The organism is Bradyrhizobium sp. Ken64 (assembly GCF_055807555.1).
The window spans coordinates 200386-221260 of record NZ_JBVVPA010000010.1 but is presented as its reverse complement, the minus strand read 5'-3'; the positions used below and the strand labels follow the sequence as shown (position 1 = coordinate 221260).

The following is a 20875-nucleotide window of genomic DNA, read 5'->3' as shown; positions in this document are numbered from 1 at the left end:
CATGACGATTTCCGACCGCGTCCGCATCAAGGACGTCCGCGTGCTCTCGGACGGCTGGACAACCTTGAAGACCACGACGTTCGAGTACCGGCGCGCCAATGGCGAATGGCAGACGCAGCACCGCGAGACCTATGAGCGCGACAACGCCGCGGCCGTGCTGCCGTATAATCTGGCACGCCGTACGGTGATCCTGGTGAAGCAATTCCGCCTGCCGGCGTTCATTCGCGGCTACGACGATCTGCTGATCGAGGCGGCCGCCGGCGTGCTGGACGACGCCTCGCCCGAAATGCGCATCCGCGCCGAGGCCGAGGAGGAAACCGGCTATCGCCTGCACCACGTCCACAAGGTGTTCGAGGCGTTCATGAGCCCCGGCGCCATCACCGAGAAGCTGCATTTCTTCGTCGCCGAATACGAACCGGAGATGCGGGTCAGCGACGGCGGCGGCCTCGAACATGAAGGCGAGGACATCGAGGTGCTGGAGCTCGGCATCGAAGAGGCGCTTTCGATGATCGCGGACGGCCGCATCATCGACGCCAAGGCAATCATGCTGCTGCAATACGCGGCGCTGCATGTGTTTCGGTAGGCTGTCTTCCTTCCTTCTCCCCTTGCGGGAGAAGGTGGCGCGAAGCGCCGGATGAGGGGTACGTCTCCACGAGCTCAGTTGCATGCGGATAGAGACCCCTCACCCGTCTCGCCGCTTCGCGGCGAGCCACCCTCTCCCGCAAGGGGAGAGGGGAAAAAGCGGACTCGCTCTATCAGCGCTGCAATTCTGACCTGCATCGCCCCGGCCCCCGTTGAGCTCACCCCCGACTATCTCTAGTCTGTCGCCAACAAGAACCAGGAGACGCGCCCCATGTCCGCTTCGCGCGACGACGAATTCGGCTTTGCGCCCGACTATGACGCCCCCGTGCCCTATATGCAGCGCACGCGGGACTATTACGCCGCGATTGGCTACACCACGGCGTATCGCTGGGCCCACTACACCGAGGCGCCGTTCCAGCCGCTGAAGAAGCCGCTGTCGCAATCGCGCGTCACCATCATCACGACCGCCGCGCCTTACGATCCCACCAAGGGCGACCAGGGGCCGGGCGCGGCGTATAATGGCGGCGCCAAATTCTACCAGGTCTATGACGGCGATACCTCGAAGCAGCACGACCTTCGCATCTCCCATATCGGCTACGACCGCAAGCACACCACGGCCACCGACAACGGCACCTGGTTTCCGCTGCCGCAGCTGTTGAAGGCGAGCGCTGCGGAGCGCATCGGCGAGGTGGCCCCGCGCTTCTTCGGCGCGCCGACCAACCGCAGCCATCGCGTCACCCTCGACACCGACGCGCCGGAGATTCTGGCGCGCTGCCTTGCTGACAAGGTCGATGTCGCCGTGCTGGTGCCGAACTGCCCGGTTTGCCACCAAACCACGGCGCTGGTGGCGCGGCATCTCGAGGCCAACGGCATTCCGACCGTGATCATGGGTTGCGCCAAGGACATTATCGAGCACGCCGCCGTGCCGCGCTTCCTGTTCTCGGATTTCCCGCTCGGCAATTCCGCCGGCAAGCCGCACGACGTCGCCTCGCAGGCACAGACGCTCGAGCTGGCACTCAGATTGCTGGAGACCGCAAGCGGCCCGCAGACCACGATGCAGTCGCCGCTGCGCTGGAGCGAGGACGCCTCCTGGAAGCTCGACTACAACAACGTCGCGCAGCTCTCAGCCGAAGAGCTGGCGCGCCGCCGTGCCGAATTCGACAAGCAGAAGGAGATCGCGCGCGGCAACCGCGCCGCCTGACGTCCTCCGACGACAAAAAAAAGGGAGAGCGACGTGACGCGACCGTTCGAGGGCGTGAAGATCCTGGACTTCACGCAAGTGCTGGCCGGCCCCTATGCAAGCTACCAGCTCGCGCTGCTGGGCGCCGACGTCATCAAGGTCGAGCGGCGCGAGGGCGAGGACATGCGCCGCACGCCGCTCTCGCGCGAATGGGCCGAGCGCGGCCTCGCGCCGGCGTTCCAGGCCATCAACGGCAACAAGCGCAGCCTGACGCTCGATCTGCAAAAGCCGGATGCGATCGCGATCGTGAAGAAGCTCGCCGCGCAGGTCGACGTGGTCATGGAGAATTTCCGCCCCGGCGTGATGGACAAGCTCGGCATCGGCTATGAGGCGCTGTCCGCGATCAATCCGAAGCTGATCTACTGCGCGGTATCAGGCTTCGGCCAGACCGGTCCGGATCGGCTGCGCCCCGGCTATGACGGCAAGATGCAGGCGCTGTCCGGCATCATGGCGATCACGGGTCATCCCGAAACCGGACCGACCCGCGCCGGCTTTGCCGTGTGTGACGTGCTGTCGGGCGCCACGGCTGCGTTCGGCGTGTCGAGCGCGCTATACCAGCGCGATCGCACCGGCAAGGGCCAGCTCATCGACGTCTCCATGCTGGAGGCGACGATGGCGTTTCTGTCGGGGCAGATCGCGGACTGGTCGGTTGCCGGCCATCGCCAGCAGCTGTCAGGCAACCAAGCCGTCAGCCGCAGGACCACGGCGAATTTGTTTAGATGCGGCGACGGTCACATCCTGCTCGCCGTCAACAACGAGAAGCAATATCGCGCGCTGATGTCGGCGCTCGGCCGTGAGGACACGCTCAGCGATCCGCGCTTTGCCGACTGGTTTGCGCGCAACGAGAACGAGCCGGCGCTGCGCACCATCATCGAACAGGCACTCGCGGCCAGGCCGGCGCGCGAATGGGAGACCATTCTGGAAGATGCCGGCGCGCCCTGCGCCAGCATCTGGAAGGTCGAGGAAGTGATCGACCATCCGCAGATCAAGGCGCGCGGCGCAATCCAGGAACTCGATACGCCCTACGGCCGCCTTCGTTTCGCCGGCAGCGGATTCAAGCTCGCGCATGGCGGCGGCAGGCTGGACCGCATGGCGCCGGAGCTGGGGGCGGATACGGACGCGGTGCTGGGCGAACTGGGGTTCGACGCGGCGGAGATCGCAGCGTTGCGGGCGAGGGAGATCGTGTAAGGGCGAAGCCGCCTAAAACAACGACCCCTGCCCGTCATCGGCCGACCCGGCCGCCGCTTTCCGCACCACCTTCTTCCTCGGCGCCTCCGCCTCCATCTCTTCCGCGCAGATCGGCAGGAGCAACTGGTCGTCGTCGTTGACGACGCGGTTGACGCGGGTGGAGACCGGGTGCCAGGTGAATTCGCCGATTGGTGGCGCGGTCATCAGCGGCAACACGGCATCGACGTCATCGCTGCGGCTGTCGAGCCAGCGCTCGAAATCGCGCGGACTGATGGTGACGGGCACGCGATCATGCAGCGTGGCGAGATCCTCGCCTGCGGCCGCCGTGACGATCGCGACCGTGTCGAGCTCCTCGCCGTTCGGCCCGACCCAGGTCTCGAACAATGCGGCAAAGCCGAGCGGCGCGCCGTCGGCACGATGGATGAAGAAGGGCTGCTTGCGGCCATCCTCCGTCTTCCATTCGTAATAGCCGTCGGCCGGAATCAGGCCGCGGCGCCGGCGAATCGCGCGTTTGAAGGCGGGCTTCTCCAGCACCGTCTCGGAACGCGCATTGATCAGGAGCGTAAACCCGCGGGGATCCTTGACCCAGCCCGGCAGCAAACCCCAGCGCATCAGGCGAAAATGGCGCGCGCCGTTCTCGGCCAGCACGACCGGAATCGGTTGTGTCGGGGCCACGTTGAACCGGGGCGGGAAGTTCGGCTGCTCGATGTAGCCGAACAGTTGCCGCAAAGCCGCGGGGGCCGAAGTTATGACGAAGCGTCCACACATCCTCAAGGGCCTATATAGGGTCCGTTCAGGTCCTTTTAACCCCGAACGTTAACACTGCGGCAGATGAGCTCAACGGTCTCCCAGCCGGCGCGAATGCATGGACAGACGGCGCCCGAGGCCGCGGCCTGGGCCGAGCGGCTGCGCGTGGCCAACATCAACCCGCGGACCGGGCTTGCCACCGACTATCTCAACCATTTCAATGAAGCCGTGATGCTGCTGGAAATGGTGCCGGACATGCCGGAATGCGCGGAAGATTTTCTGACCTGGTCGCCGCTGTCCTATGCCGAGCATTTCACCGCCTCGAATTTCAAGGCCCGGGATCTGGCGATCGAGGCCTATGAAAAGGCCGACCCGAACGTGCGCGCCCAGTTCGACCACCTCACCGACACCATGACCTCGATCCTGACGGCGGTCGGCTCGGCCATGCGCGAGGTCGAGAAGGACACGACCCGCGTGCGCCTCGCCGAGCAGGCCGCCCAGTGGGTCAAGCCGCTGATCGCGGCCTGCGGCGGCATCATCAATGGCGGCGCGGAAGCCGACATCGACACCATCATGGCGAACTAGGCCCGAGCAGGTGAAGTCATGGCTGCGATCGTTCAGCCCTCCCGTCCCCAGATCGCGGTCAGTGCCGCGATTTTTCGAGACGGCAAGGTGCTTCTGACCCGTCGCGCACGCTCGCCGGCAAAGGGGTTCTATTCGCTGCCGGGCGGCCGGGTCGAATTCGGCGAATCGCTGCACCAGGCGCTGGCGCGCGAGATCGACGAGGAGACCGGGCTCGATATCGACATCGTTGGGCTCGCGGGCTGGCGCGAAGTGCTGCCGGCCGCGGCGGGCGCCGGCCACTATCTGATCATGTCCTTTGCCGCCCGCTGGGTGGCCCGGGAGCCGGTTCTCAACGACGAGCTCGACGACTACCGCTGGATCGCCCCGGAGGCCCTGGCGAGCCTTGGCGACCTCAAGCTGACCGGCGGGCTGGAAGAGGTCATCCAGTCTGCCCGCGGGCTGATCGGCCCCTGACGGCCCCGCCTTGCGTCCACGGCCCCGAGGAGGCATACACCCGGCCGATGTCGACGCGATTTCTGGCCATTTTTGCCCTGATTCTCGCCTGCGCCTCGGTGCCCACGAGGGCTCAGGACGGGGCAGCGCCGTTTGACGGCGATTTGCAGCGGCTGGCGGAGATCCTCGGCGGGCTGCACTATCTGCGCGGCATCTGCGGGTCCAACGAGGGCAACAAATGGCGCAGCGAGATGCAGGCGCTGATCGATGCCGAAACCCCCGCCGGCGAACGCCGTACCCGCATGATCGCCGGTTTCAACCGCGGCTATAACGGTTTCCAGCAGACCTACCGGAGCTGCACGCCGGCCGCGACGGTGGCGATCCGCCGCTACATCGAGGAAGGCGCGAAGATCTCGCGCGATCTCACGGCGCGTTACGCGAACTGAACTCTCCATTCGTCATTCCGGGGCGCGACAAAGTCGCGAGCCCGGAATCCATTCTTCCACCGTCTCTGCGACCAGATGGATTCCGGGCTCGCGCTGCGCGCGCCCCGGAATGACAGCGGCGGGAACCCTGTCATCGACTTTGTACACAGCCGTTAACCGTTCCTAAAGATGTGGCCTAGCGGGCGTTAACCCGCGTGCTACACCTCTCGCACAGCGCATCGCCGTGGATCGCGCCCCAGCCCCGACGAGTTTCATGAGCCATCCAGTGTCCTACGCCCCCGCACGCGCGCCGCTGCCCGATCACGAGCAGAAACAGGCCGCACTGAGCTATCTCAACGAGGCCTGGGCCGAAGCACGCCATGATGGCGTCGACGGCGACTGCCTGGCGCAGGCGAGCCTGTTCGCGGCCCTTGCCGAGCTCGTCGGCACCTATGGCGAGGACGCGGTGGCGAAGTTCGTCGAAGGCTTTCCCGGCCGAATCCGCAACGGCGAATTCTCGGTCGACATTTCCAGACAGTAAGTCTTTCTCCAGGCAGTAAGCCTTGCCGAAAATGCCCCCGCCATGCGGGCGGGGCCAATTTCCGCTGCATGTGGGAATGCGCTCCCCAGCCCGTCACGGCTCGATCTTGAGCGTCGCTTTCATGTTGGGATGATAGTGGCAGTAGTAGTCGATCGTGCCTGCCTTCTTGAGAACCAACGTCCCTGATTTTTTCGCCGGCAGGTTGACGTCGAAATCGCCGTTCCTGGCCGTCGCAGTGTGGGCGAAGACGTCCTTGTTGATCCATTCAATGGTGTCGCCGACCTTCGCCGAAGCGTCTTTCGGCGACACTTCGAGATTCTCCATCGTGATCTCTATGGTCGCAGCGTGCGCCGGGACGGCCAACGCCACGAGCAGGACCGCTGTCGCGATCGCGGACAATCGTCCCGGCATCATCGCCTCCCTATTTCAGCTCCGCCGCGACGTGCTCGGCGTGCTGCTGATGGCCCTGAAAGATTTTCAGGCCGGTCTGCAGCAGGCTCTTCAGTTCGGCATTGCTGGCGGACGGAATGAGCTGGGTTTCCAGCGCGCCGTTGACCGTCTTGTGGTAGGCGACCTCGTTCGCGACATAGGCCTTGTCGAACGCCGCACCGCTCAGCTTGTCGAGTTCGGCGAGCTTATCGCTCGCCTGCTTCGACAGCGCCTTGCTGGTGTCGTTGTCTTCAGGCGTGACGTTCAGCTTCTTGACCAGCGCGAGCGCCTGCTTGTTGACGGCCTCGTGGTCGCGCAGCATGTCCTCGGCAAACGCCTTCACGTCCTTGTTCCTGGCCTTCTTCTGCGCCTGCTTGGCTGCGTTGATATCGATCACGCCCGCGGTGTAGGCGATGTGGGCGATCTGCGGATCGGTCGGCTTGTCGGCTGCTCTGGCGTCTTGCAGCAGCGCGGGGCTCGACAACAAAATTGCAGCGGCGATCGCCGCGCTCCAACGAACGAACATGGTTTGACACTCCTGTGGTGCCGGACGCTTTGCCGGCGCGTTGCTTCACAGGCGTTGGATGGGACTCTGGCGCGAACGTTCCCGAAAAAACTTCAGCCGCCGATGCCGAGCCGCTTCAGCACTGACACGGTCAGCCGCTCGCAGCGCCACCCGGCGAACGGGAACGCATCCATCACCACCGGACCAATCTCCTTCTCGACGTTCTCGCGCAGCATGGTCCGCGCACGGTGCAGCCGCGTCTTCACGGTCTCGGGCTTGACGCCGAGCAGCTCGGCGGTCTCCTCGATGTTCATGCCTTCCATGACGCGTGCGACGAAGACCATGCGGAAGACATGCGGCAACTCATCGATGGCGCGCTCGACGACGCGCTGGATTTCACGTTGGGCCATGGTCCTTTCCGGATCGCCTGCGGAAGAAACGGGAAATTTGATGATCTGCGCCTCGAGCATCGCTTCGGGCACCGAGCCGAGCTCGACATGCGGCCTGGCGCTTCGCGCCCGGCCAAGCGCCTCGTTGATTGCGATGCGCGACAGCCAGGTCGACAGCCCGGACTCGCCGCGGAAGCCGTCGAGATGGGTGAAGGCGCGGACATAGGTTTCCTGAACGACATCCTCGGCTTCGCTGTCGCTGCGCAGAATTCCGCGCGCCAGACGATAGAGCCTGCGGTTGTTGGCCTGCATGATCTCGCGTAACGCGGCCTCGTCACGGCCCCGCGCCCGCTCGACCAGCTCGGCTTCCAAGGTCCGGATTTCCGATGTTTTGGCGCCGGCGGATAGGCCGGCTGCGGTCCGTGGCATGGCGGTCACCTGCTCGTTTGGCTTCGTCCGGACATTGGATGCCGCCCCAAGGGAAAGGTTCCCAACTTTCTGGCCTCCCCCCGGAGTCCTAATCCGTCTCGATCGGGAGCGCCGGTTCCCTCGCCCACTCGCCCATCGAGGCGTCATAGAGCGTCAGCTTGTCGTAACCGAGCTGCGTCAGCAGCAGCAGGTCGATCGTCGCCGAGATGCCGCCACCGCAATAGCAGATCACATTCTTGTCGCGGGTGACGCCTGCCGCGGCGAATTTGGCTTCGGCATCGGCGAGCGTCGTCAGCGTCTTGTCGGCATTGGTGAGCGTTGCCGCGGGAACGTTGACGCTGCCGGGAACGCGGCCGGGCCGCCCGTAGCGGCTCGGCTCGAGGCCGCGATGAAACTGCGGACCGAGCGCGTTGACGATAACAGTCGCGGGATCGCCGAGCCGCGCCTTCACTGCATTCTTGTCGACGAAGAAACCTGCGCGCGGCGTGGCCTTGAAGGTCGTGGCGGGATAACCCTTCGGCGCGCCTGTTACGATCGGGCGCCCCTCGTCCTTCCATTTGTCGAGGCCGCCATCGAGCACGCGCGCATCGATGCCGAGCGAGCGCAGCATCCACCAGAACCGCGTCGACCACATCATGGTGCCGATGCTGTAGAGCACGACGGACCTGGATGCATCGAGGCCGTGGCGGCCGAAGGCGGCCTCCAGCTGGGCCAGATCAGGCATCATGAAGAACTGCTGCGCGGCGGCGTCGGAGAACTCGCCTTGCAGGTCGAGAAAATCCGCGCCCGGGATGTGGCCCGCCTCGAACGTCCTGTCGCCGGGCACCGCGCGATAGGGCACATCGCTGCCTGGTGGCACCGGCTCGTTGTAGGTCGTGCAGTCGTAGAGGCGCAGGTTGGGATCGCCGAGCTGGGCTGCGAGTTGCTCGGTTGTGACGAGGGGTGTCGGTTGGGTCATTCACTCCTCCCTCAGCGTCGTCCTGACGAAAGCCAGGACCCATTGCCACAGGATCAAGTTGTGGCGCACAAGCGTAGCCACCCATCTTCGCAACAAAATGCAGCCGGGGGAATGGGTCCTGGCTTTCGCCAGGACGACGCGCGGGGGCGCGGGACGCTTGTGTTACCTGCAATCCCTACGCCCTCAACGTCTCCAGAAACCGCACCGACTCACCTTGCGAGGCCGTCACGAGCTCGCCCTGCCACATCACGCGGCGGCCGCGGATGAAGGTGCCGACGGGCCAGCCGGTGACGCGGACGCCGTCATAGGGGGTCCAGCCGGCCTTGGACGCGACCCATTTGTTGGTGATGGTCTCGCTGCGCTTGAGATCGACGACCGTGAAGTCGGCGTCGTAGCCGGCGGCGATGCGGCCCTTGCAGGCCATGTTGTAGAGGCGCGCGGGGCCGGCGCTGGTGAGATCGACGAAACGCGCCAGCGACAACCGACCCGCATTGACGTGGTCGAGCATGAGCGGCACCAGCGTCTGCACGCCGGTCATGCCGGAGGGCGAGGCCGGATAGGTCTTCTGCTTCTCTTCGAGCGTATGCGGGGCGTGGTCCGAGCCGAGCACGTCGATGATGCCCTGCTCGATGCCGCGCCAGATCCCGGCGCGGTGATCGGCGCCGCGCACCGGCGGGTTCATCTGCGCCAGCGTGCCGAGCCGCTCGTAGCATTCAGGCGCAACCAGCGTGAGATGATGCGGCGTCGCCTCGCAGGAGGCGACGTCCTTGTGGTCGCGCAAAAATTCGATCTCTTCCTTGGTCGAGATATGCAGCACATGGATGCGCTTGCCCGTCTCGTGCGCGAGCTTCACCAGCCGCTGCGTCGCCATCAGCGCCGCAGTCTCGTCGCGCCACACCGGGTGCGAGCGCGTGTCGCCCTCGATACGCAGCGATTTCCGGTCGTTGAGGCGATATTCGTCCTCGGCGTGGAATGCGGCGCGGCGGCGGATCACCTGGAAGATACGGCGCAGGCTTTCGTCATCCTCCACCAAGAGCGCGCCGGTCGAGGAGCCGATGAACACCTTGACGCCGGCGCAGCCCGGCGCACGCTCCAGCACCGGCAGGTCCTGCACATTCTCGCGGGTGCCGCCGATGAAGAAGGCGAAGTCGCAATGCATGCGGTGATGAGCGCGCTTCACCTTGTCGGTGAAGGTGGCCTCGGTCACGGTCAATGGCGAGGTGTTCGGCATCTCGAACACGGCGGTGACGCCGCCCATCACGGCGCTGCGCGAGCCGGTCTCGAGGTCTTCCTTCTGCTCCAGCCCGGGCTCGCGGAAATGCACCTGCGTATCCATCACGCCGGGCAGGATGTGCAGGCCCTTGCAGTCGATCACCTCTGCGGCGGAAGCCTGCGACAGCGCGCCGATCTCGGCAATGCGGCCGTTGACGACGCCGATATCGCGGGCTCCCTCGCCGTCCTGGTTGACGACAGTGCCGCCCTTGAGGATCACGTCGAAACGCTGGGTCATGGCTGAAGGCCCCTCTCGTCCCCAAGCGCAGGGCTTGAGGTCTTGTCGTTTTTGCCTTGCGGGCTTACGTTCCGGAGCAACATGTCGCAAGAGATTTTCGTATGAAATCAGCGTTTCTTCCGGACCGGGGCGTGATCAAGGTCGCGGGCGAGGATGCGCGCAACTTCCTCAATGGCCTCGTCACGACCGATGTCGACAAGCTGAAGCCGGGCCTCGGCCGATTCGGCGCGCTGCTGACGCCGCAGGGCAAGATCATCGTGGATTTTCTGATCACGGAAGCGCCTGCCGGTCATGGCGGCGGGTTCCTGATCGATTGCCCGAAGCCGCTTGCCGACGGCCTCGCCACCAAGCTGAAATTCTACAAGCTGCGGGCCAAGGTCACGGTGGAAAACCTGTCCGAGGATCTCGGCGTGCTCGCGGCCTGGGACGGCAAGCCCGCGGCCCAGCCCGATCTCGCCTTCGCCGATCCACGCAATGAAGGCCTCGGCTATCGCATCCTGATCCCTGAAGACCTCAAACAGAAGCTGTCCGATCTGATCGGCGCCGAGCTCGTCGACGCCGCCGCATACGAGGCCCACCGCATCGCGCTCGGCGTGCCGCGCGGCGGGCTCGATTTCACGTACAGCGATGCGTTCCCGCACGAGACCAACATGGACCGCCTTTCCGGCGTCGATTTCGACAAGGGCTGCTATGTCGGCCAGGAGGTCGTCTCGCGCATGCAGCATCGCGGCACTGCGCGCACCCGTAGCGTCAAGGTGCTGCTCGAGGACTCCTCGCCGGAGCCCGGCGTCAGCATCATGGCCGGCGACAAGCCGGTCGGCACGATGGGCTCGTCGGCGCAGGGCAAGGGTATCGCGCTCGTGCGCATCGACCGCGTCGCCGATGCGCTCGATGCGGGACAGACGTTGACTGCCGGTGGCCTCGCTGTGAGGCTGGCGGAACCTGACATCGTCCGCATTCCGGCCAAGCAGCCCATCGCATGAGCCGCGCCCCTCGCCTGCATGCCGACGGAAAGACGCGGTGCCCCTGGCCCGGCGAAGATCCGCTCTACGTCGCCTATCACGACACAGAATGGGGCGTGCCGGAATATGACGACCGCGCGCTCTACGAGAAGCTGATCCTCGACGGTTTCCAGGCCGGCCTGTCCTGGATCACGATCCTGCGCAAGCGCGACAATTTTCGCAAAGCCTTCGACGAATTCCAGCCGGAAAAGATCGCACGCTACAACGAGAAGAAAGTTCACGCGCTGATGAACGATGCCGGCATCGTGCGCAACAAGGCCAAGATCGACGGCGCGATATCGAGCGCGAAATCCTATCTTGATATCATGGAGAAGGGCCCCGGCTTCTCGAAATTGCTGTGGGACTTCATGGACGGAAGGCCCAAGGTCAATCAGTTCAAGACCACCGCGAGCGTGCCGGCCTCGACGCCGCTCTCCATGCAGATCTCCAAGGAGCTGTCCTCGCGCGGCTTCAAGTTCGTCGGCCCGACCATCGTCTATGCCTTCATGGAGGCGACCGGCATGGTCAACGATCATCTCGTCGACTGCCATTGTCACGCGAGCTGCGGCAAGACGCAGCGCAAGCCGCGCCTCAAGTCCAAATGACGGCCAGGAAGTCGTCACGCGATGTGGCTTCCCGCGCCTGGCAGCGCATGCTGTCGGGCCGGCGGCTCGATTTGCTCGATCCCTCCCCGCTCGACATCGAGATCGCCGACGTCGCGCATGGGCTGGCGCGTGTCGCCCGCTGGAACGGCCAGACCATCGGCGCACACATCTTCTCGGTCGCGCAGCATACGCTGCTGGTCGAAACCGTGATGCGGCACGAGAGCCCGCGCGTGGATCAGCGCATGCGGCTTGCCGCGCTGCTGCATGACGCGCCCGAATATGTGATCGGCGACATGATCTCGCCATTCAAGGCCGTGCTCGACGGTCATTACAAGGCGGTCGAGAAACGCCTGCTCGGCGCCATCCACATCCGCTTTGGCCTGCCGCCGGTACTGCCGGAGGAGATCACGCTGGCGATCAAGGCCGCCGATCGCGGCGCGGCCTATCTGGAGGCGACGACGCTCGCCGGCTTCAGCGAGAGCGAGGCCAGGCGCCTGTTCGGCAAGGATCCCGGCCTCTCCGACAACGTCCGGCGCGACTATCTCACCCCCTGGACGGCTGCCCGGGCTGAGAAGCAGTTTCTGGAGCGGTTTGGCGCAGTGTTTGCGTGATCGTTGTCGTGGGTTAGAGTCCTGCAGGGCGGGCAAAGGCGCCCTTGCGCCGTGCCCACCCATTTTTCGCAAATGAGACGAAAGTGGTGGGTGCGCTTCGCTTTGCCCACACCGCCAACGCTCGCTATAATCTGCGGAAAAAGGTCCGCCATGATCCACGTCTGTTCCCTCGCCGCCCTTCCCGAAACCGTCCGCCTCACCAAGGCCAGCCACGTGCTGACCGTGATGGCCAATGTCGAGCAGGTGGCCCGGCCGGTGTCGGTGCTGCCGGCCAACCATCTCAAGGTGTCGATGGACGACATCACCGAGGAGATGGACGGCTTCGTCGCGCCATCGGAAACGCATATCGAGCAGGTGCTGAACTTCGTGCGCGGCTGGGATCGCGACGCGCCGCTGGTGGTGCATTGCTATGCGGGCATCAGCCGCTCCACCGCGAGCGCCTTCGCCGCCGTGTGCGCACTCAATCCGAATCGCGACGAGACCGAGATCGCGAAGAAGATCCGGGCGGCTTCCCCGATCGCCTCGCCGAACCGCCGCATCGTCGGGCTTGCCGACCGTGCGCTGGGGCGCAACGGCCGCATGCTGCGCGCACTCGACGAGATGGGCCCGGGCGCGATGATGGTCGAGGGCCGCCCGTTCGTGATCGAGCTCGAATGATCGTTGCGCACGAAATCGTGGGTGTGCTCCCTCTCCCGCTTGCGGGAGAGGGGTGGGGAGAGGGTATCTCCGCATCGGGACAGTCCCCTCGAGGAGAAAGCCCTCACCCGGCGCTGCGCGCCGACCTCTCCCGCAAGCGGGAGAGGTTACAGCGACCCCGCGGCGAGACCGGCCCAATCAATTGGCATTCCTATCCCATCACTCACGCGATCGCCATCGCATGAGCGAAAAGCTGCTGACGCCGATCGAGATCGGCCTGACTGCCGCGATCGTCGCGATCGAGAATCATGAGCCGCTGATCCTCACCGCGCGCGACAGTGACGGGCTGGCCGGCCTGCCGTTCGGCCCGTTCGATGCGCCGAGCCATCGCACCTTCGAGATTGGCCTGCGGGCCTGGGTCGAGGAACAGACGGGCCTGCGGCTCGGCTATGTCGAACAGCTCTACACGTTCGGCGATCGCGGCCGGCATGCCGAGGCCGGCGACACCGGCGCGCACATGGTGTCGATCGGCTATCTCGCACTGACGCGCGCCATCGGCGGCGACCTCGCAGCCACGCGTGCGAGCTTCGCGCCATGGTATCGCTTCCTGCCTTGGGAGGACCGGCGCGAGGGGCCGCCCGCGATCATCGCGGACGACATCATCCCGGCATTGACCGCCTGGGCCGAAGAGGAGACGCCGGAGACGACGCGCGCATTGCCGCGCAAGGATCGGGTGCGGTTCTATTTCGGTCTCGAGGGCGCGGCCTGGGACGAGGAGCGCGTGCTCGACCGCTACGAGCTCCTGTACGAGGCCGGGCTGGTCGAGGAAGCGCGGCGCGACGGCCGTCCTGCGGCATTAGCGCGCAAGGCACCGTCCGCGCTCGGCACATCCATGCGCTTCGACCACCGCCGGATTCTTGCGACAGCGATCGCGCGACTGCGTGCAAAACTGAAGTATCGTCCTGTGGTCTTTGAACTTTTGCCCGCCGAGTTCACACTTACCGAATTGCAGTATACGGTGGAGGCGATCTCCGGCCGACACCTGCACAAACAAAATTTCCGCCGCCTGGTCGAAATGGAAGCCCTGGTCGAACCGACCGGGGTGATGTCGACACAGACGGGCGGACGTCCGGCGGCGCTCTACCGCTTCCGTCGCGACGTGCTCCAGGAGCGGCCCGCGCCGGGCTTGCGCGTACGCTCCCGGCGCTAACCCGAGATATGTGTGATCGGCCCCTGCCCGCCGATTGCCTGGAGGCTTTATGTCTGACGGCCCGTTTGACGTCTTCGCGCTGATCATTGCGGTCATCGCTTTCATCATCGCGATCAAGGCCTCCAGCCAGGCGGCTGAGCTGCGACGACGGCTGAGTTCGCTCGAAGCGACGTTCCACGCGCAGCGGCCCGTGCAGCCGCCGCGGATCCCGGCAGATGTGTGGGCTGAAGCGTCCGCGACGACTTCCGCAGCGCCGCCGCCGCTTGTGCCCCAAGCCGAAGCGGAAGCCGAGGCGCCGCCCCCGCCGGTCACGGGGGATGTTTCACCGCCTCCGCTCGCAGCGAGCACCGGGGCCGACGCGACGCCGCCTCTGCCCGCACCCGCGCCCGGCTTCGAGGAACGGCTCGGCACGCGCTGGGTGGTGTGGATCGGCGGCCTTGCGCTCGCGCTCGGCGGCTTCTTCATGGTGCGCTATTCGATCGAGGCCGGCCTGGTCGGCCCCGGCGTGCGCGTCTTCCTTGGCGGCGTATTCGCGCTGGCGCTGCTTGGCGCCGGCGAATGGTCGCGGCGCAAGGAGAGCATCTCCAACATCGCCGCGCTGCCGATCGCCAACATTCCCGCGATCCTCACCGCGGCCGGTACGGCGGTGGCATTTGCGACCATCTACGCGGCTTACGCGCTCTATGGCTTCCTCGTCCCCGCGACCGCCTTCGTGCTGCTCGGCCTCGTCGCGCTCGGCACGCTGGCTGCGGCTCTCCTGCACGGGCCCGCGCTCGCCGGCCTCGGCGTGGTCGGCGCGTTCGTGACGCCGCTCCTCGTCGCCAGCGGCAAGCCGGACTATTGGGCGCTCTATATCTATCTCGCCATCGTCACCGCCGCGAGCTTCGGTCTCGCGCGTATCCGGCTGTGGCGCTGGCTTGCGGTCACCACGATCGCCTTCGCCGTACTCTGGATCTTTCCGGGTCTCGATACCGGCGACTTGCAGGTTGCGCCGCACGCTTTCCATGTGATCGCAGGCTTCGTTCTTGCCGCTCTTCTCGTCGTCTGCGGCTTCATGTTCGGCCCGACGATCGAGGACGGTGAGATCGAGCCGGTCTCGTCGGGCTCGCTCGGTGCCTATCTGTTCGGCGCGATGCTGATCGTGCTGTCGAGCGCGCATGCGGACCTGGCGCTGATCGCCTTCGCGGTGCTCGTCGGCGCGACGTTGCTCGTCGCCTGGCGCGCGCCGGCGGCCACCGGCGCGCTCGGCGCAGCCGCCGCGACCGTCTTCGTCGTATTCGCCGAATGGGCGGTGCGCGCCAATCCCGACATGCTGGTGCTGCCGGGCGGCCCCATCGCCGGCATCGCACCGACGGCGATCGACAGCGCGGTGACGCTGCATCTGGTGATGGCGGCGATCTTCGCCGCCGGCTTCGGCATCGCGGGCTTCCTCGCGCAGGGCCGTTCGAACTCGGCGATCATTCCGGTGGTGTGGTCGGTCGCGGGTGTCGCGACGCCGATCGCGATCCTGGTCGCACTCTACGCACGCATCGCGCATCTCGACCGCTCGATTCCGTTCGCCATCCTCGCGGTGCTGCTCGCCGCCGCCTTTGGCGCTGCCACCGAAGCCCTTGCGCGCCGCGAGACCCGGCCGGGCGCCATGATCTCCACGGCCTTGTTCGCGACCGGCACGCTCGGTGCGCTGGCGCTGGCGCTGACATTTGCCCTGGAGAAGGGCTGGCTCACGATCGCACTGGCGCTGATGTCGCTCGGCACCGCCTGGATCTCGATGCAGCGGCCGATCCCGTTCCTGCGCTGGCTGGCCGCGATCTTCGCAGGCCTCGTCACCGCTCGGATCGGCTATGATCCGCGCATCGTCGGCGACGCCGTCGGCACCACGCCGATCTTCAACTGGCTGTTGTGGGGCTACGGCCTGCCGGCGGCATCGTTCTGGGCGGCGAGCCTGTTCCTGCGCCGCCGCGCCGACGACGCGCCGCTGCGCATGGTCGAGAGCGCCGCGATCCTGTTCACCGCGCTGCTCGCCTTCATGGAGATCCGCCATTTTGCGACCGGCGGTAACATGACGGATGCACCGTCGCTGCTCGAATGCGCGCTGCAGGTCTGCGTCATGCTCGCCATGGCGATTGGGCTCGAGCGCCTGAGGCTGCGCAGCCGCAGCGTCGTGCACAATGTCGGCGCGGTCGTGCTCACGGCAATCGGCGGGCTCATCAGCGTGTTCGGCCTCTTGATCCTGGAGAACCCGCTGCTGTGGCGCACCGACATCGGCGGCGCCGTGTTCAACCTGCTGCTGCTCGGCTACGCGCTGCCGGCGGTGCTGATGCTGCTGCTGTCCTATGCCGTGGCTGGCGAGCGCGGCAAGGCCTACGCCAACACGATTGCGGGCGGCGCGCTCTTGTTCGCGCTGACCTATGTCACGCTGGAGATCCGCCGCTTCTATCACGGCCCGATCCTCTCCGCCGGGGCGACCACGGGCGCAGAGCAATACACCTATTCGATCGGCTGGCTCGGCTTCGGCGTGGTGCTGCTCGGCGTCGGCATTCTCGTCAATTCCGAGCGGGCGCGGCTGGCGTCGGCCGTCGTGATCGCTTTGACGATCCTGAAGGCCTTCGTCATCGACATGTCGACGCTGACGGGCGTCTACCGCGCGCTGTCATTCATGTGCCTCGGCATCGTGCTGGTCGCGATCGGCTGGCTCTACCAGCGCATCCTGTTCCGGCGGCAGGTCGCACCGCCGCCGGCTCCGCAGACGAGCATTTGAGGGTCACGCCGCGCGAACCGATTCCAGGAACTGCGCGACCTCGACCTTGAGCCGGGTGCTGTCGGTCGCCAGCGATTTCGCCGCCGACAGCACCTCGGTCGAAGCCTCACCGGTCTCGATCGCACCGCGCTGCACGTTGGTGATGTTCGACGAGACCTCCTGCGTGCCGACCGAGGCCTGCTGCACGTTGCGCGAAATTTCCTGCGTCGCCGCGCCCTGCTCCTCGACGGCGGCGGCGATGGCCGCAGCCACCTCGGACAGCCGCTCGATGGTGCCGCCGATCTCCTGGATGGCACTGACCGATTCCTGCGTCGCCGCCTGGATGCCGGACACCTGCGCCCCGATCTCACCGGTCGCTTTCGCGGTCTGCTCCGCCAGCGCCTTGACCTCGGAGGCGACGACCGCGAATCCGCGGCCCGCTTCGCCCGCACGCGCGGCCTCGATGGTCGCGTTCAGCGCCAGCAGATTGGTCTGGCCCGCGATGGTGTTGATGAGTTCGACGACGTCGCCGATGCGGGACGCCGCCTGCGACAGCGCGTTGACGCGGTCGTTGGTCCGGCTCGCCTGCTCGACGGCCTCCGCCGCCATCCGCGCCGAATCCTGCACGCGGCGGCTGATCTCGGTGATGGAGGACGACAGCTCCTCCGAAGCGGATGCCACCGCCTGGACGTTGGTCGAGGCTTCCTCGGAGGCGGCTGCAACGACGGTCGCGAGTTCCTGTCCGCGCTGCGCGGTGTTGGTCAGCGTCGAGGCGGAGGCCTCGAGCTCGGTCGAGGCCGAGGACACGGTCCCGACGACCTCGCCGATCATGGCTTCGAATTTGCGGGTGATGGCGTCGACACGGCGGCCGCGTTCGATCTTGGCTTCGGCGTCGCGCGCAGCGGCCTCGTCGGCCACCTTCTTGGCGATCAGCGCCTCTTTGAAGATCTGCAGCGCATCCGCCATCGAGCCGATCTCGGTCTTCTCGCCGCGATGCGGCACCTCGGCCGAAAGGTCGCCCTCCCCGAGCGACTGCATCGGGCGGATGATCGAGGCAATGCCACGAGAAACGTCGCGCACGAGATAATAGGCCGCGCCGATCGCGATCACGACCGAGAGCACGATGATGCCGACCAGCACGCGGAAGATCATGGCGTAGCTGTCGGCGGCCTGCTTGGTCTCCAACTCGGCGCCGCGGTTGTTCATCTCGATGCCCTTCTGGAGCAGCGGGTCGGCGGCCTGGGCCATCTTCGCGACCTTGGTCTGCAGCAGCTCGTTGGCGTCGGCCGGGAAACGGCCAACGCCCTTGCGCGACAACGCCATCACGTCCTGCACGCCGTTCAGATACTCGGCCCACGCCGTGCTCCATTGCCCATAGAGCGAGCGCTCCTCGGCGGAGGTGATCAGCGGCTCGTAGACCTTGCGGGTCTGGTCGATGCGCGCGCGCAGCGAAGCCAAGCGCTTTTCGGCGGCGTCCTTGCCCTCAACGCTGTCCTGCATCAGATGCAGACGGAGCGCGACGCGCAGCTCGTTGATGTCGGCCCGAAGCGAGCCGAGCGCGCGCACGCTGGGCAACCAGCTCTCCGCAATCTCGACCGTATGGGAATTGATGTTCTGCATGGTGCCGATCGCCGTCACGCCGACACCGGCGAGCGAAAGGACGAGGACCGACAGCACGGCCAGAAGCTTGAAGACGATGGACAATTTCGACATCACGACAAATCCCGATGTTACCTGGCAAAGCGCAAATCACCTGCGCCGCAAATCGCCATGAAGATGACGAGACGGAGGTCAGTTCAACAATGCTGGCTGGTTCTTATCCCGAGAGATTGCACACATAGTCGCAAGCAGGCGTTAACAGGGACCTACGTAAAATTACGGGACACTTCCGACAGACGCTATTTCTCCTGCAACCATCTGTTGCAGCTCACAGCCACCTCATGCTGCCACGCGCAGCCTGCCCGCTTGCGCCGCAGCATGCGACCGACGCGGCGGCTGTCACGCCGCCCGTACCGATTCCAGGAAGCGCGCGACCTCGCTCTTCAGCCGGTTGCTCTCCTGCGACAGCGATTGCGCTGCCGAATGCACCTGCGCCGAGGCAGCCCCCGTTTCGCCTGCGCCGCGCTGGACGTGGCCGATATTCGCCGAGACTTCCGAGGTGCCATTCGCGGCGTGCTGGATGTTGCGGGAGATCTCCTGTGTGGCAGCGCCCTGCTCCTCGACCGCGGCGGCGATGGTCGACGAGATCTCCGACATCCGCGCGATGGTGTCGCCGATCTCCTTGATCGCCCCAACCGAGTCTTGCGTTGCGGTCTGGATCGCACCGATGTGCTGGCTGATCTCGCCGGTGGCTTTCGCAGTCTGCTCGGCGAGCGCCTTCACTTCGGTCGCGACCACGGCAAAACCCTTGCCGGCCTCGCCCGCCCGTGCCGCCTCGATCGTGGCGTTGAGCGCCAGCAAATTGGTCTGGCTGGCGATGGTGTTGATCAGCTCGACCACATCGCCAATGCGGGAGGCGGCCTTGGTCAGCTCGGCGACGCGCGCATTGGTGCGCTGGGCCTGCTCGACCGCGACATCGGCAACACGCGCCGATTCCTGCACCTGACGGCTGATCTCGGAGATCGAGGAGGTCATTTCCTCGCTCGCGGAAGACACCGACTGCACGTTCGCGGAGGCCTCTTCGGAGGCGGCTGCCACGACGGTGGCAAGCCCGTTGCCGCGCTCGGCGGCCTGCGTCAGCGTGTTCGAGGACGCCTCGAGCTCGGTTGCAGCCGACGAAACAGTATCGATGATCTCGCCGACCGCGCCTTCGAAATTATCGGCGAGCCGATGCATGTCGGCCTTGCGCTGCTGGCGCCCGCGCGCATCGGCTTCGATCTGCTCGGTGCGCAGCCGCTCGGCCTCTGCCATATTGGTCCTGAACACCTCGACGGCACCGGCCATCTCGCCGATCTCGTCCCTGCGCCCGATGCCGGGAACGGAAATCGAGAGCTCGCCGCGCGCAAGCCGCGTCATCGCCCCGACCATGCCGGCAAGCGCCTTCGAGATCGAACGCCCCAGAAGGAAGCCGATTGCGGCGAGCACGACGACCGTGACGCCGAAGGCGACGGCCATCCACAGACGCACGGAATCGCGGGTCGCAGCCTCTGCAGTTTCGGCCTTCCTGTAGAGGTCTTCGACTGTGTTGCGCACCTCGATCATGCCTGGTTCTAACCCACGGAAGGTTTTCATCATGCTGGCGTCGAGGGCAGCAGTTTGCTGCGCGGTCTCCACCCAGGCCGCGAACTCGGACTGGTATTTCTGCAGCTTGGCTGTGATGTCATTCATCACGGCCGTAGGGACTGCGACGACCTCGATCGCCTTGGAGAATTCGGCTGCGGCCTTCTTCATCTCGACGGTGTATTTTTGGTCGCGCCGCAGCATGAAGTCCTTCTCGTGCCGGCGCATCATCAGCATCCAGCTCGTGGACCTGGGATCGTCGATCTCCTTGAGCTTGGCCTCGATGTCGTGCACCGCGGCGCGGAGCGAGCCGGACAGGCCCAGCGTCTCGTTCAGGCCGAGCCGGGTCTCCGCGGCCACCAATTTGCCGAAGTCCGAGGCGTATCGCTTGAAGTCGTCCTGGGCCTGCTTCATCCGGTCGGACAGCGCGCTCATGCCGCCGGCCGCCATCAGCCGCTCGACCTCCTCGAAATCGCGGTTGATCGGCCCGATCAACTCCGCATGTGCCTTGGCGTAGCTCTCCTTGCGGCGCTGCTGGAAGTTCTTCTCGTTGCGGCGCGCCTCCAGCATCTCGATCGAGAGCTGCTTGTCGAGGTCGGCAATCGCACGAGCGCGGTTGGCAACGTTGCGGGAGGTATCCTGGGAGAGACTGCCGATCTCATAGATCGCGCCAAAGGCCACGAGACCCAACAATCCGAACAGTCCGATCGCCATGACCTTATGGGTGAGGCGAATGGAAGGGCCACTCATGGAAGGTGCTCCAATACGATGGATACGCAATACAAGGAGGGCGACTCGGCACCCGGAATATTGCGGAGATCATGACTGCATCGGTTTTCCGGAAGGTTAACCCTGCGCGATCTTCCTCGCGGCGTCGCAATATGCACGCGCGCAAA

21 protein-coding genes are annotated in these 20875 nt (G+C 65.7%); 13 read left to right on the top strand and 8 right to left on the bottom strand.

Annotation, left to right across the window (positions count from 1 at the left end; genetic code table 11):
- The first annotated feature begins 1 nt into the window (after position 1).
- The 3 genes from AC0L2F_RS18990 (at position 2) to AC0L2F_RS18980 (ending at position 3010) form a co-directional block, all read left to right on the top strand.
- A complete protein-coding gene (locus AC0L2F_RS18990; RefSeq protein WP_473249414.1) occupies positions 2 to 583 on the top strand; it encodes a GDP-mannose pyrophosphatase in 582 nt (193 codons plus the stop codon).
- A 270-nt stretch (positions 584 to 853) separates the two neighbouring features.
- Complete coding sequence (locus AC0L2F_RS18985; RefSeq protein ID WP_473249413.1) at positions 854 to 1783, top strand: glycine reductase; 930 nt, start codon at positions 854 to 856, stop codon at positions 1781 to 1783.
- Between the two features lie 33 nt (positions 1784 to 1816).
- Positions 1817 to 3010: a CaiB/BaiF CoA transferase family protein gene (locus tag AC0L2F_RS18980; RefSeq protein ID WP_473249412.1), complete on the top strand. Its 1194-nt coding sequence runs from the start codon at positions 1817 to 1819 to the stop codon at positions 3008 to 3010.
- Between the two features lie 12 nt (positions 3011 to 3022).
- Here AC0L2F_RS18980 and AC0L2F_RS18975 read toward each other — a convergent pair whose 3' ends face one another.
- Positions 3023 to 3778: an SOS response-associated peptidase gene (locus AC0L2F_RS18975; protein WP_473249411.1), complete on the bottom strand. Its 756-nt coding sequence runs from the start codon at positions 3776 to 3778 to the stop codon at positions 3023 to 3025.
- A 63-nt stretch (positions 3779 to 3841) separates the two neighbouring features.
- Here AC0L2F_RS18975 and AC0L2F_RS18970 point away from each other — a divergent pair, with 63 nt between their 5' ends.
- From AC0L2F_RS18970 to AC0L2F_RS18955, 4 genes are all read left to right on the top strand, one after another.
- Entirely contained in the window at positions 3842 to 4342 is a 501-nt protein-coding gene (locus AC0L2F_RS18970) for a hypothetical protein (protein ID WP_007607223.1), read from the top strand.
- A gap of 18 nt (positions 4343 to 4360) precedes the next feature.
- Positions 4361 to 4795, top strand: a complete 435-nt coding sequence (locus AC0L2F_RS18965; RefSeq protein WP_007607221.1) for an NUDIX hydrolase — start codon at positions 4361 to 4363, stop codon at positions 4793 to 4795.
- Positions 4796 to 4842: 47 nt separating this feature from the next.
- Positions 4843 to 5220 carry a TIGR02301 family protein gene (locus tag AC0L2F_RS18960; RefSeq protein ID WP_007607220.1) on the top strand — a complete coding sequence of 126 codons (378 nt, stop codon included), beginning with the start codon at positions 4843 to 4845 and terminating at the stop codon, positions 5218 to 5220.
- Positions 5221 to 5473: 253 nt separating this feature from the next.
- Positions 5474 to 5740 (top strand): hypothetical protein, encoded by a 267-nt coding sequence (locus tag AC0L2F_RS18955; RefSeq protein WP_007594892.1) that lies wholly within the window; start codon positions 5474 to 5476, stop codon positions 5738 to 5740.
- Positions 5741 to 5833: 93 nt separating this feature from the next.
- Here AC0L2F_RS18955 and AC0L2F_RS18950 read toward each other — a convergent pair whose 3' ends face one another.
- The 5 genes from AC0L2F_RS18950 to AC0L2F_RS18930 form a co-directional block, all read right to left on the bottom strand.
- Positions 5834 to 6151, bottom strand: a complete 318-nt coding sequence (locus tag AC0L2F_RS18950) for a cupredoxin domain-containing protein (protein WP_473249410.1) — start codon at positions 6149 to 6151, stop codon at positions 5834 to 5836.
- 10 nt (positions 6152 to 6161) lie between these two features.
- On the bottom strand, positions 6162 to 6695 hold the full coding sequence (locus tag AC0L2F_RS18945) for a DUF4142 domain-containing protein (protein ID WP_473249409.1): 534 nt from the start codon (positions 6693 to 6695) through the stop codon (positions 6162 to 6164).
- A gap of 92 nt (positions 6696 to 6787) precedes the next feature.
- Positions 6788 to 7492 carry an RNA polymerase sigma factor gene (locus tag AC0L2F_RS18940; protein WP_007607217.1) on the bottom strand — a complete coding sequence of 235 codons (705 nt, stop codon included), beginning with the start codon at positions 7490 to 7492 and terminating at the stop codon, positions 6788 to 6790.
- An 88-nt stretch (positions 7493 to 7580) separates the two neighbouring features.
- Complete coding sequence (locus tag AC0L2F_RS18935; protein ID WP_473249408.1) at positions 7581 to 8450, bottom strand: sulfurtransferase; 870 nt, start codon at positions 8448 to 8450, stop codon at positions 7581 to 7583.
- Positions 8451 to 8625: 175 nt separating this feature from the next.
- The gene (locus tag AC0L2F_RS18930) at positions 8626 to 9960 is read right to left on the bottom strand and encodes a dihydroorotase (protein ID WP_473249407.1); all 1335 of its coding nucleotides are present in this window, start codon (positions 9958 to 9960) and stop codon (positions 8626 to 8628) included.
- A gap of 101 nt (positions 9961 to 10061) precedes the next feature.
- Between AC0L2F_RS18930 and ygfZ the strand changes: the two genes are divergently transcribed.
- The 6 genes from ygfZ to AC0L2F_RS18900 all read left to right on the top strand — a co-directional run bounded on the left by ygfZ (position 10062) and on the right by AC0L2F_RS18900 (position 16781).
- Positions 10062 to 10943, top strand: coding sequence for a CAF17-like 4Fe-4S cluster assembly/insertion protein YgfZ (gene ygfZ, locus AC0L2F_RS18925; RefSeq protein WP_473249406.1), 882 nt, complete (start codon positions 10062 to 10064; stop codon positions 10941 to 10943).
- Positions 10940 to 11566: a DNA-3-methyladenine glycosylase I gene (locus tag AC0L2F_RS18920; protein ID WP_473249405.1), complete on the top strand. Its 627-nt coding sequence runs from the start codon at positions 10940 to 10942 to the stop codon at positions 11564 to 11566. The genes ygfZ and AC0L2F_RS18920 overlap by 4 nt, the downstream gene beginning before the upstream one ends.
- Positions 11563 to 12177 (top strand): YfbR-like 5'-deoxynucleotidase, encoded by a 615-nt coding sequence (locus AC0L2F_RS18915; RefSeq protein ID WP_063993450.1) that lies wholly within the window; start codon positions 11563 to 11565, stop codon positions 12175 to 12177. The genes AC0L2F_RS18920 and AC0L2F_RS18915 overlap by 4 nt, the downstream gene beginning before the upstream one ends.
- A 150-nt stretch (positions 12178 to 12327) precedes the next feature.
- Positions 12328 to 12834 (top strand): tyrosine phosphatase family protein, encoded by a 507-nt coding sequence (locus AC0L2F_RS18910; protein ID WP_007607206.1) that lies wholly within the window; start codon positions 12328 to 12330, stop codon positions 12832 to 12834.
- 220 nt (positions 12835 to 13054) lie between these two features.
- Complete coding sequence (locus AC0L2F_RS18905; RefSeq protein ID WP_473249404.1) at positions 13055 to 14023, top strand: NUDIX hydrolase; 969 nt, start codon at positions 13055 to 13057, stop codon at positions 14021 to 14023.
- 49 nt (positions 14024 to 14072) lie between these two features.
- Positions 14073 to 16781, top strand: coding sequence for a DUF2339 domain-containing protein (locus AC0L2F_RS18900; protein WP_473249403.1), 2709 nt, complete (start codon positions 14073 to 14075; stop codon positions 16779 to 16781).
- Between the two features lie 3 nt (positions 16782 to 16784).
- Here AC0L2F_RS18900 and AC0L2F_RS18895 read toward each other — a convergent pair whose 3' ends face one another.
- Positions 16785 to 18473: a methyl-accepting chemotaxis protein gene (locus AC0L2F_RS18895; protein ID WP_473249402.1), complete on the bottom strand. Its 1689-nt coding sequence runs from the start codon at positions 18471 to 18473 to the stop codon at positions 16785 to 16787.
- Positions 18474 to 18758: 285 nt separating this feature from the next.
- Positions 18759 to 20729, bottom strand: coding sequence for a methyl-accepting chemotaxis protein (locus AC0L2F_RS18890; RefSeq protein WP_063993454.1), 1971 nt, complete (start codon positions 20727 to 20729; stop codon positions 18759 to 18761).
- Positions 20730 to 20875 lie beyond the last annotated feature (146 nt).

Bases quoted from the DNA above. Each gene is read 5' to 3' on its own strand.
- AC0L2F_RS18990 (WP_473249414.1), top strand. From the start codon at position 2: ATGACGATTTCCGACCGCGTCCGCATCAAGGACGTCCGCGTGCTCTCG.
- AC0L2F_RS18985 (WP_473249413.1), top strand. From the start codon at position 854: ATGTCCGCTTCGCGCGACGACGAATTCGGCTTTGCGCCCGACTATGAC.
- AC0L2F_RS18975 (WP_473249411.1), bottom strand. From the start codon at position 3,778: ATGTGTGGACGCTTCGTCATAACTTCGGCCCCCGCGGCTTTGCGGCAA.
- AC0L2F_RS18970 (WP_007607223.1), top strand. From the start codon at position 3,842: ATGAGCTCAACGGTCTCCCAGCCGGCGCGAATGCATGGACAGACGGCG.
- AC0L2F_RS18965 (WP_007607221.1), top strand. From the start codon at position 4,361: ATGGCTGCGATCGTTCAGCCCTCCCGTCCCCAGATCGCGGTCAGTGCC.
- AC0L2F_RS18960 (WP_007607220.1), top strand. From the start codon at position 4,843: ATGTCGACGCGATTTCTGGCCATTTTTGCCCTGATTCTCGCCTGCGCC.
- AC0L2F_RS18955 (WP_007594892.1), top strand. From the start codon at position 5,474: ATGAGCCATCCAGTGTCCTACGCCCCCGCACGCGCGCCGCTGCCCGAT.
- AC0L2F_RS18950 (WP_473249410.1), bottom strand. From the start codon at position 6,151: ATGCCGGGACGATTGTCCGCGATCGCGACAGCGGTCCTGCTCGTGGCG.
- AC0L2F_RS18945 (WP_473249409.1), bottom strand. From the start codon at position 6,695: ATGTTCGTTCGTTGGAGCGCGGCGATCGCCGCTGCAATTTTGTTGTCG.
- AC0L2F_RS18940 (WP_007607217.1), bottom strand. From the start codon at position 7,492: ATGCCACGGACCGCAGCCGGCCTATCCGCCGGCGCCAAAACATCGGAA.
- AC0L2F_RS18935 (WP_473249408.1), bottom strand. From the start codon at position 8,450: ATGACCCAACCGACACCCCTCGTCACAACCGAGCAACTCGCAGCCCAG.
- AC0L2F_RS18930 (WP_473249407.1), bottom strand. From the start codon at position 9,960: ATGACCCAGCGTTTCGACGTGATCCTCAAGGGCGGCACTGTCGTCAAC.
- ygfZ (WP_473249406.1), top strand. From the start codon at position 10,062: ATGAAATCAGCGTTTCTTCCGGACCGGGGCGTGATCAAGGTCGCGGGC.
- AC0L2F_RS18920 (WP_473249405.1), top strand. From the start codon at position 10,940: ATGAGCCGCGCCCCTCGCCTGCATGCCGACGGAAAGACGCGGTGCCCC.
- AC0L2F_RS18915 (WP_063993450.1), top strand. From the start codon at position 11,563: ATGACGGCCAGGAAGTCGTCACGCGATGTGGCTTCCCGCGCCTGGCAG.
- AC0L2F_RS18910 (WP_007607206.1), top strand. From the start codon at position 12,328: ATGATCCACGTCTGTTCCCTCGCCGCCCTTCCCGAAACCGTCCGCCTC.
- AC0L2F_RS18905 (WP_473249404.1), top strand. From the start codon at position 13,055: ATGAGCGAAAAGCTGCTGACGCCGATCGAGATCGGCCTGACTGCCGCG.
- AC0L2F_RS18900 (WP_473249403.1), top strand. From the start codon at position 14,073: ATGTCTGACGGCCCGTTTGACGTCTTCGCGCTGATCATTGCGGTCATC.
- AC0L2F_RS18895 (WP_473249402.1), bottom strand. From the start codon at position 18,473: ATGTCGAAATTGTCCATCGTCTTCAAGCTTCTGGCCGTGCTGTCGGTC.
- AC0L2F_RS18890 (WP_063993454.1), bottom strand. From the start codon at position 20,729: ATGAGTGGCCCTTCCATTCGCCTCACCCATAAGGTCATGGCGATCGGA.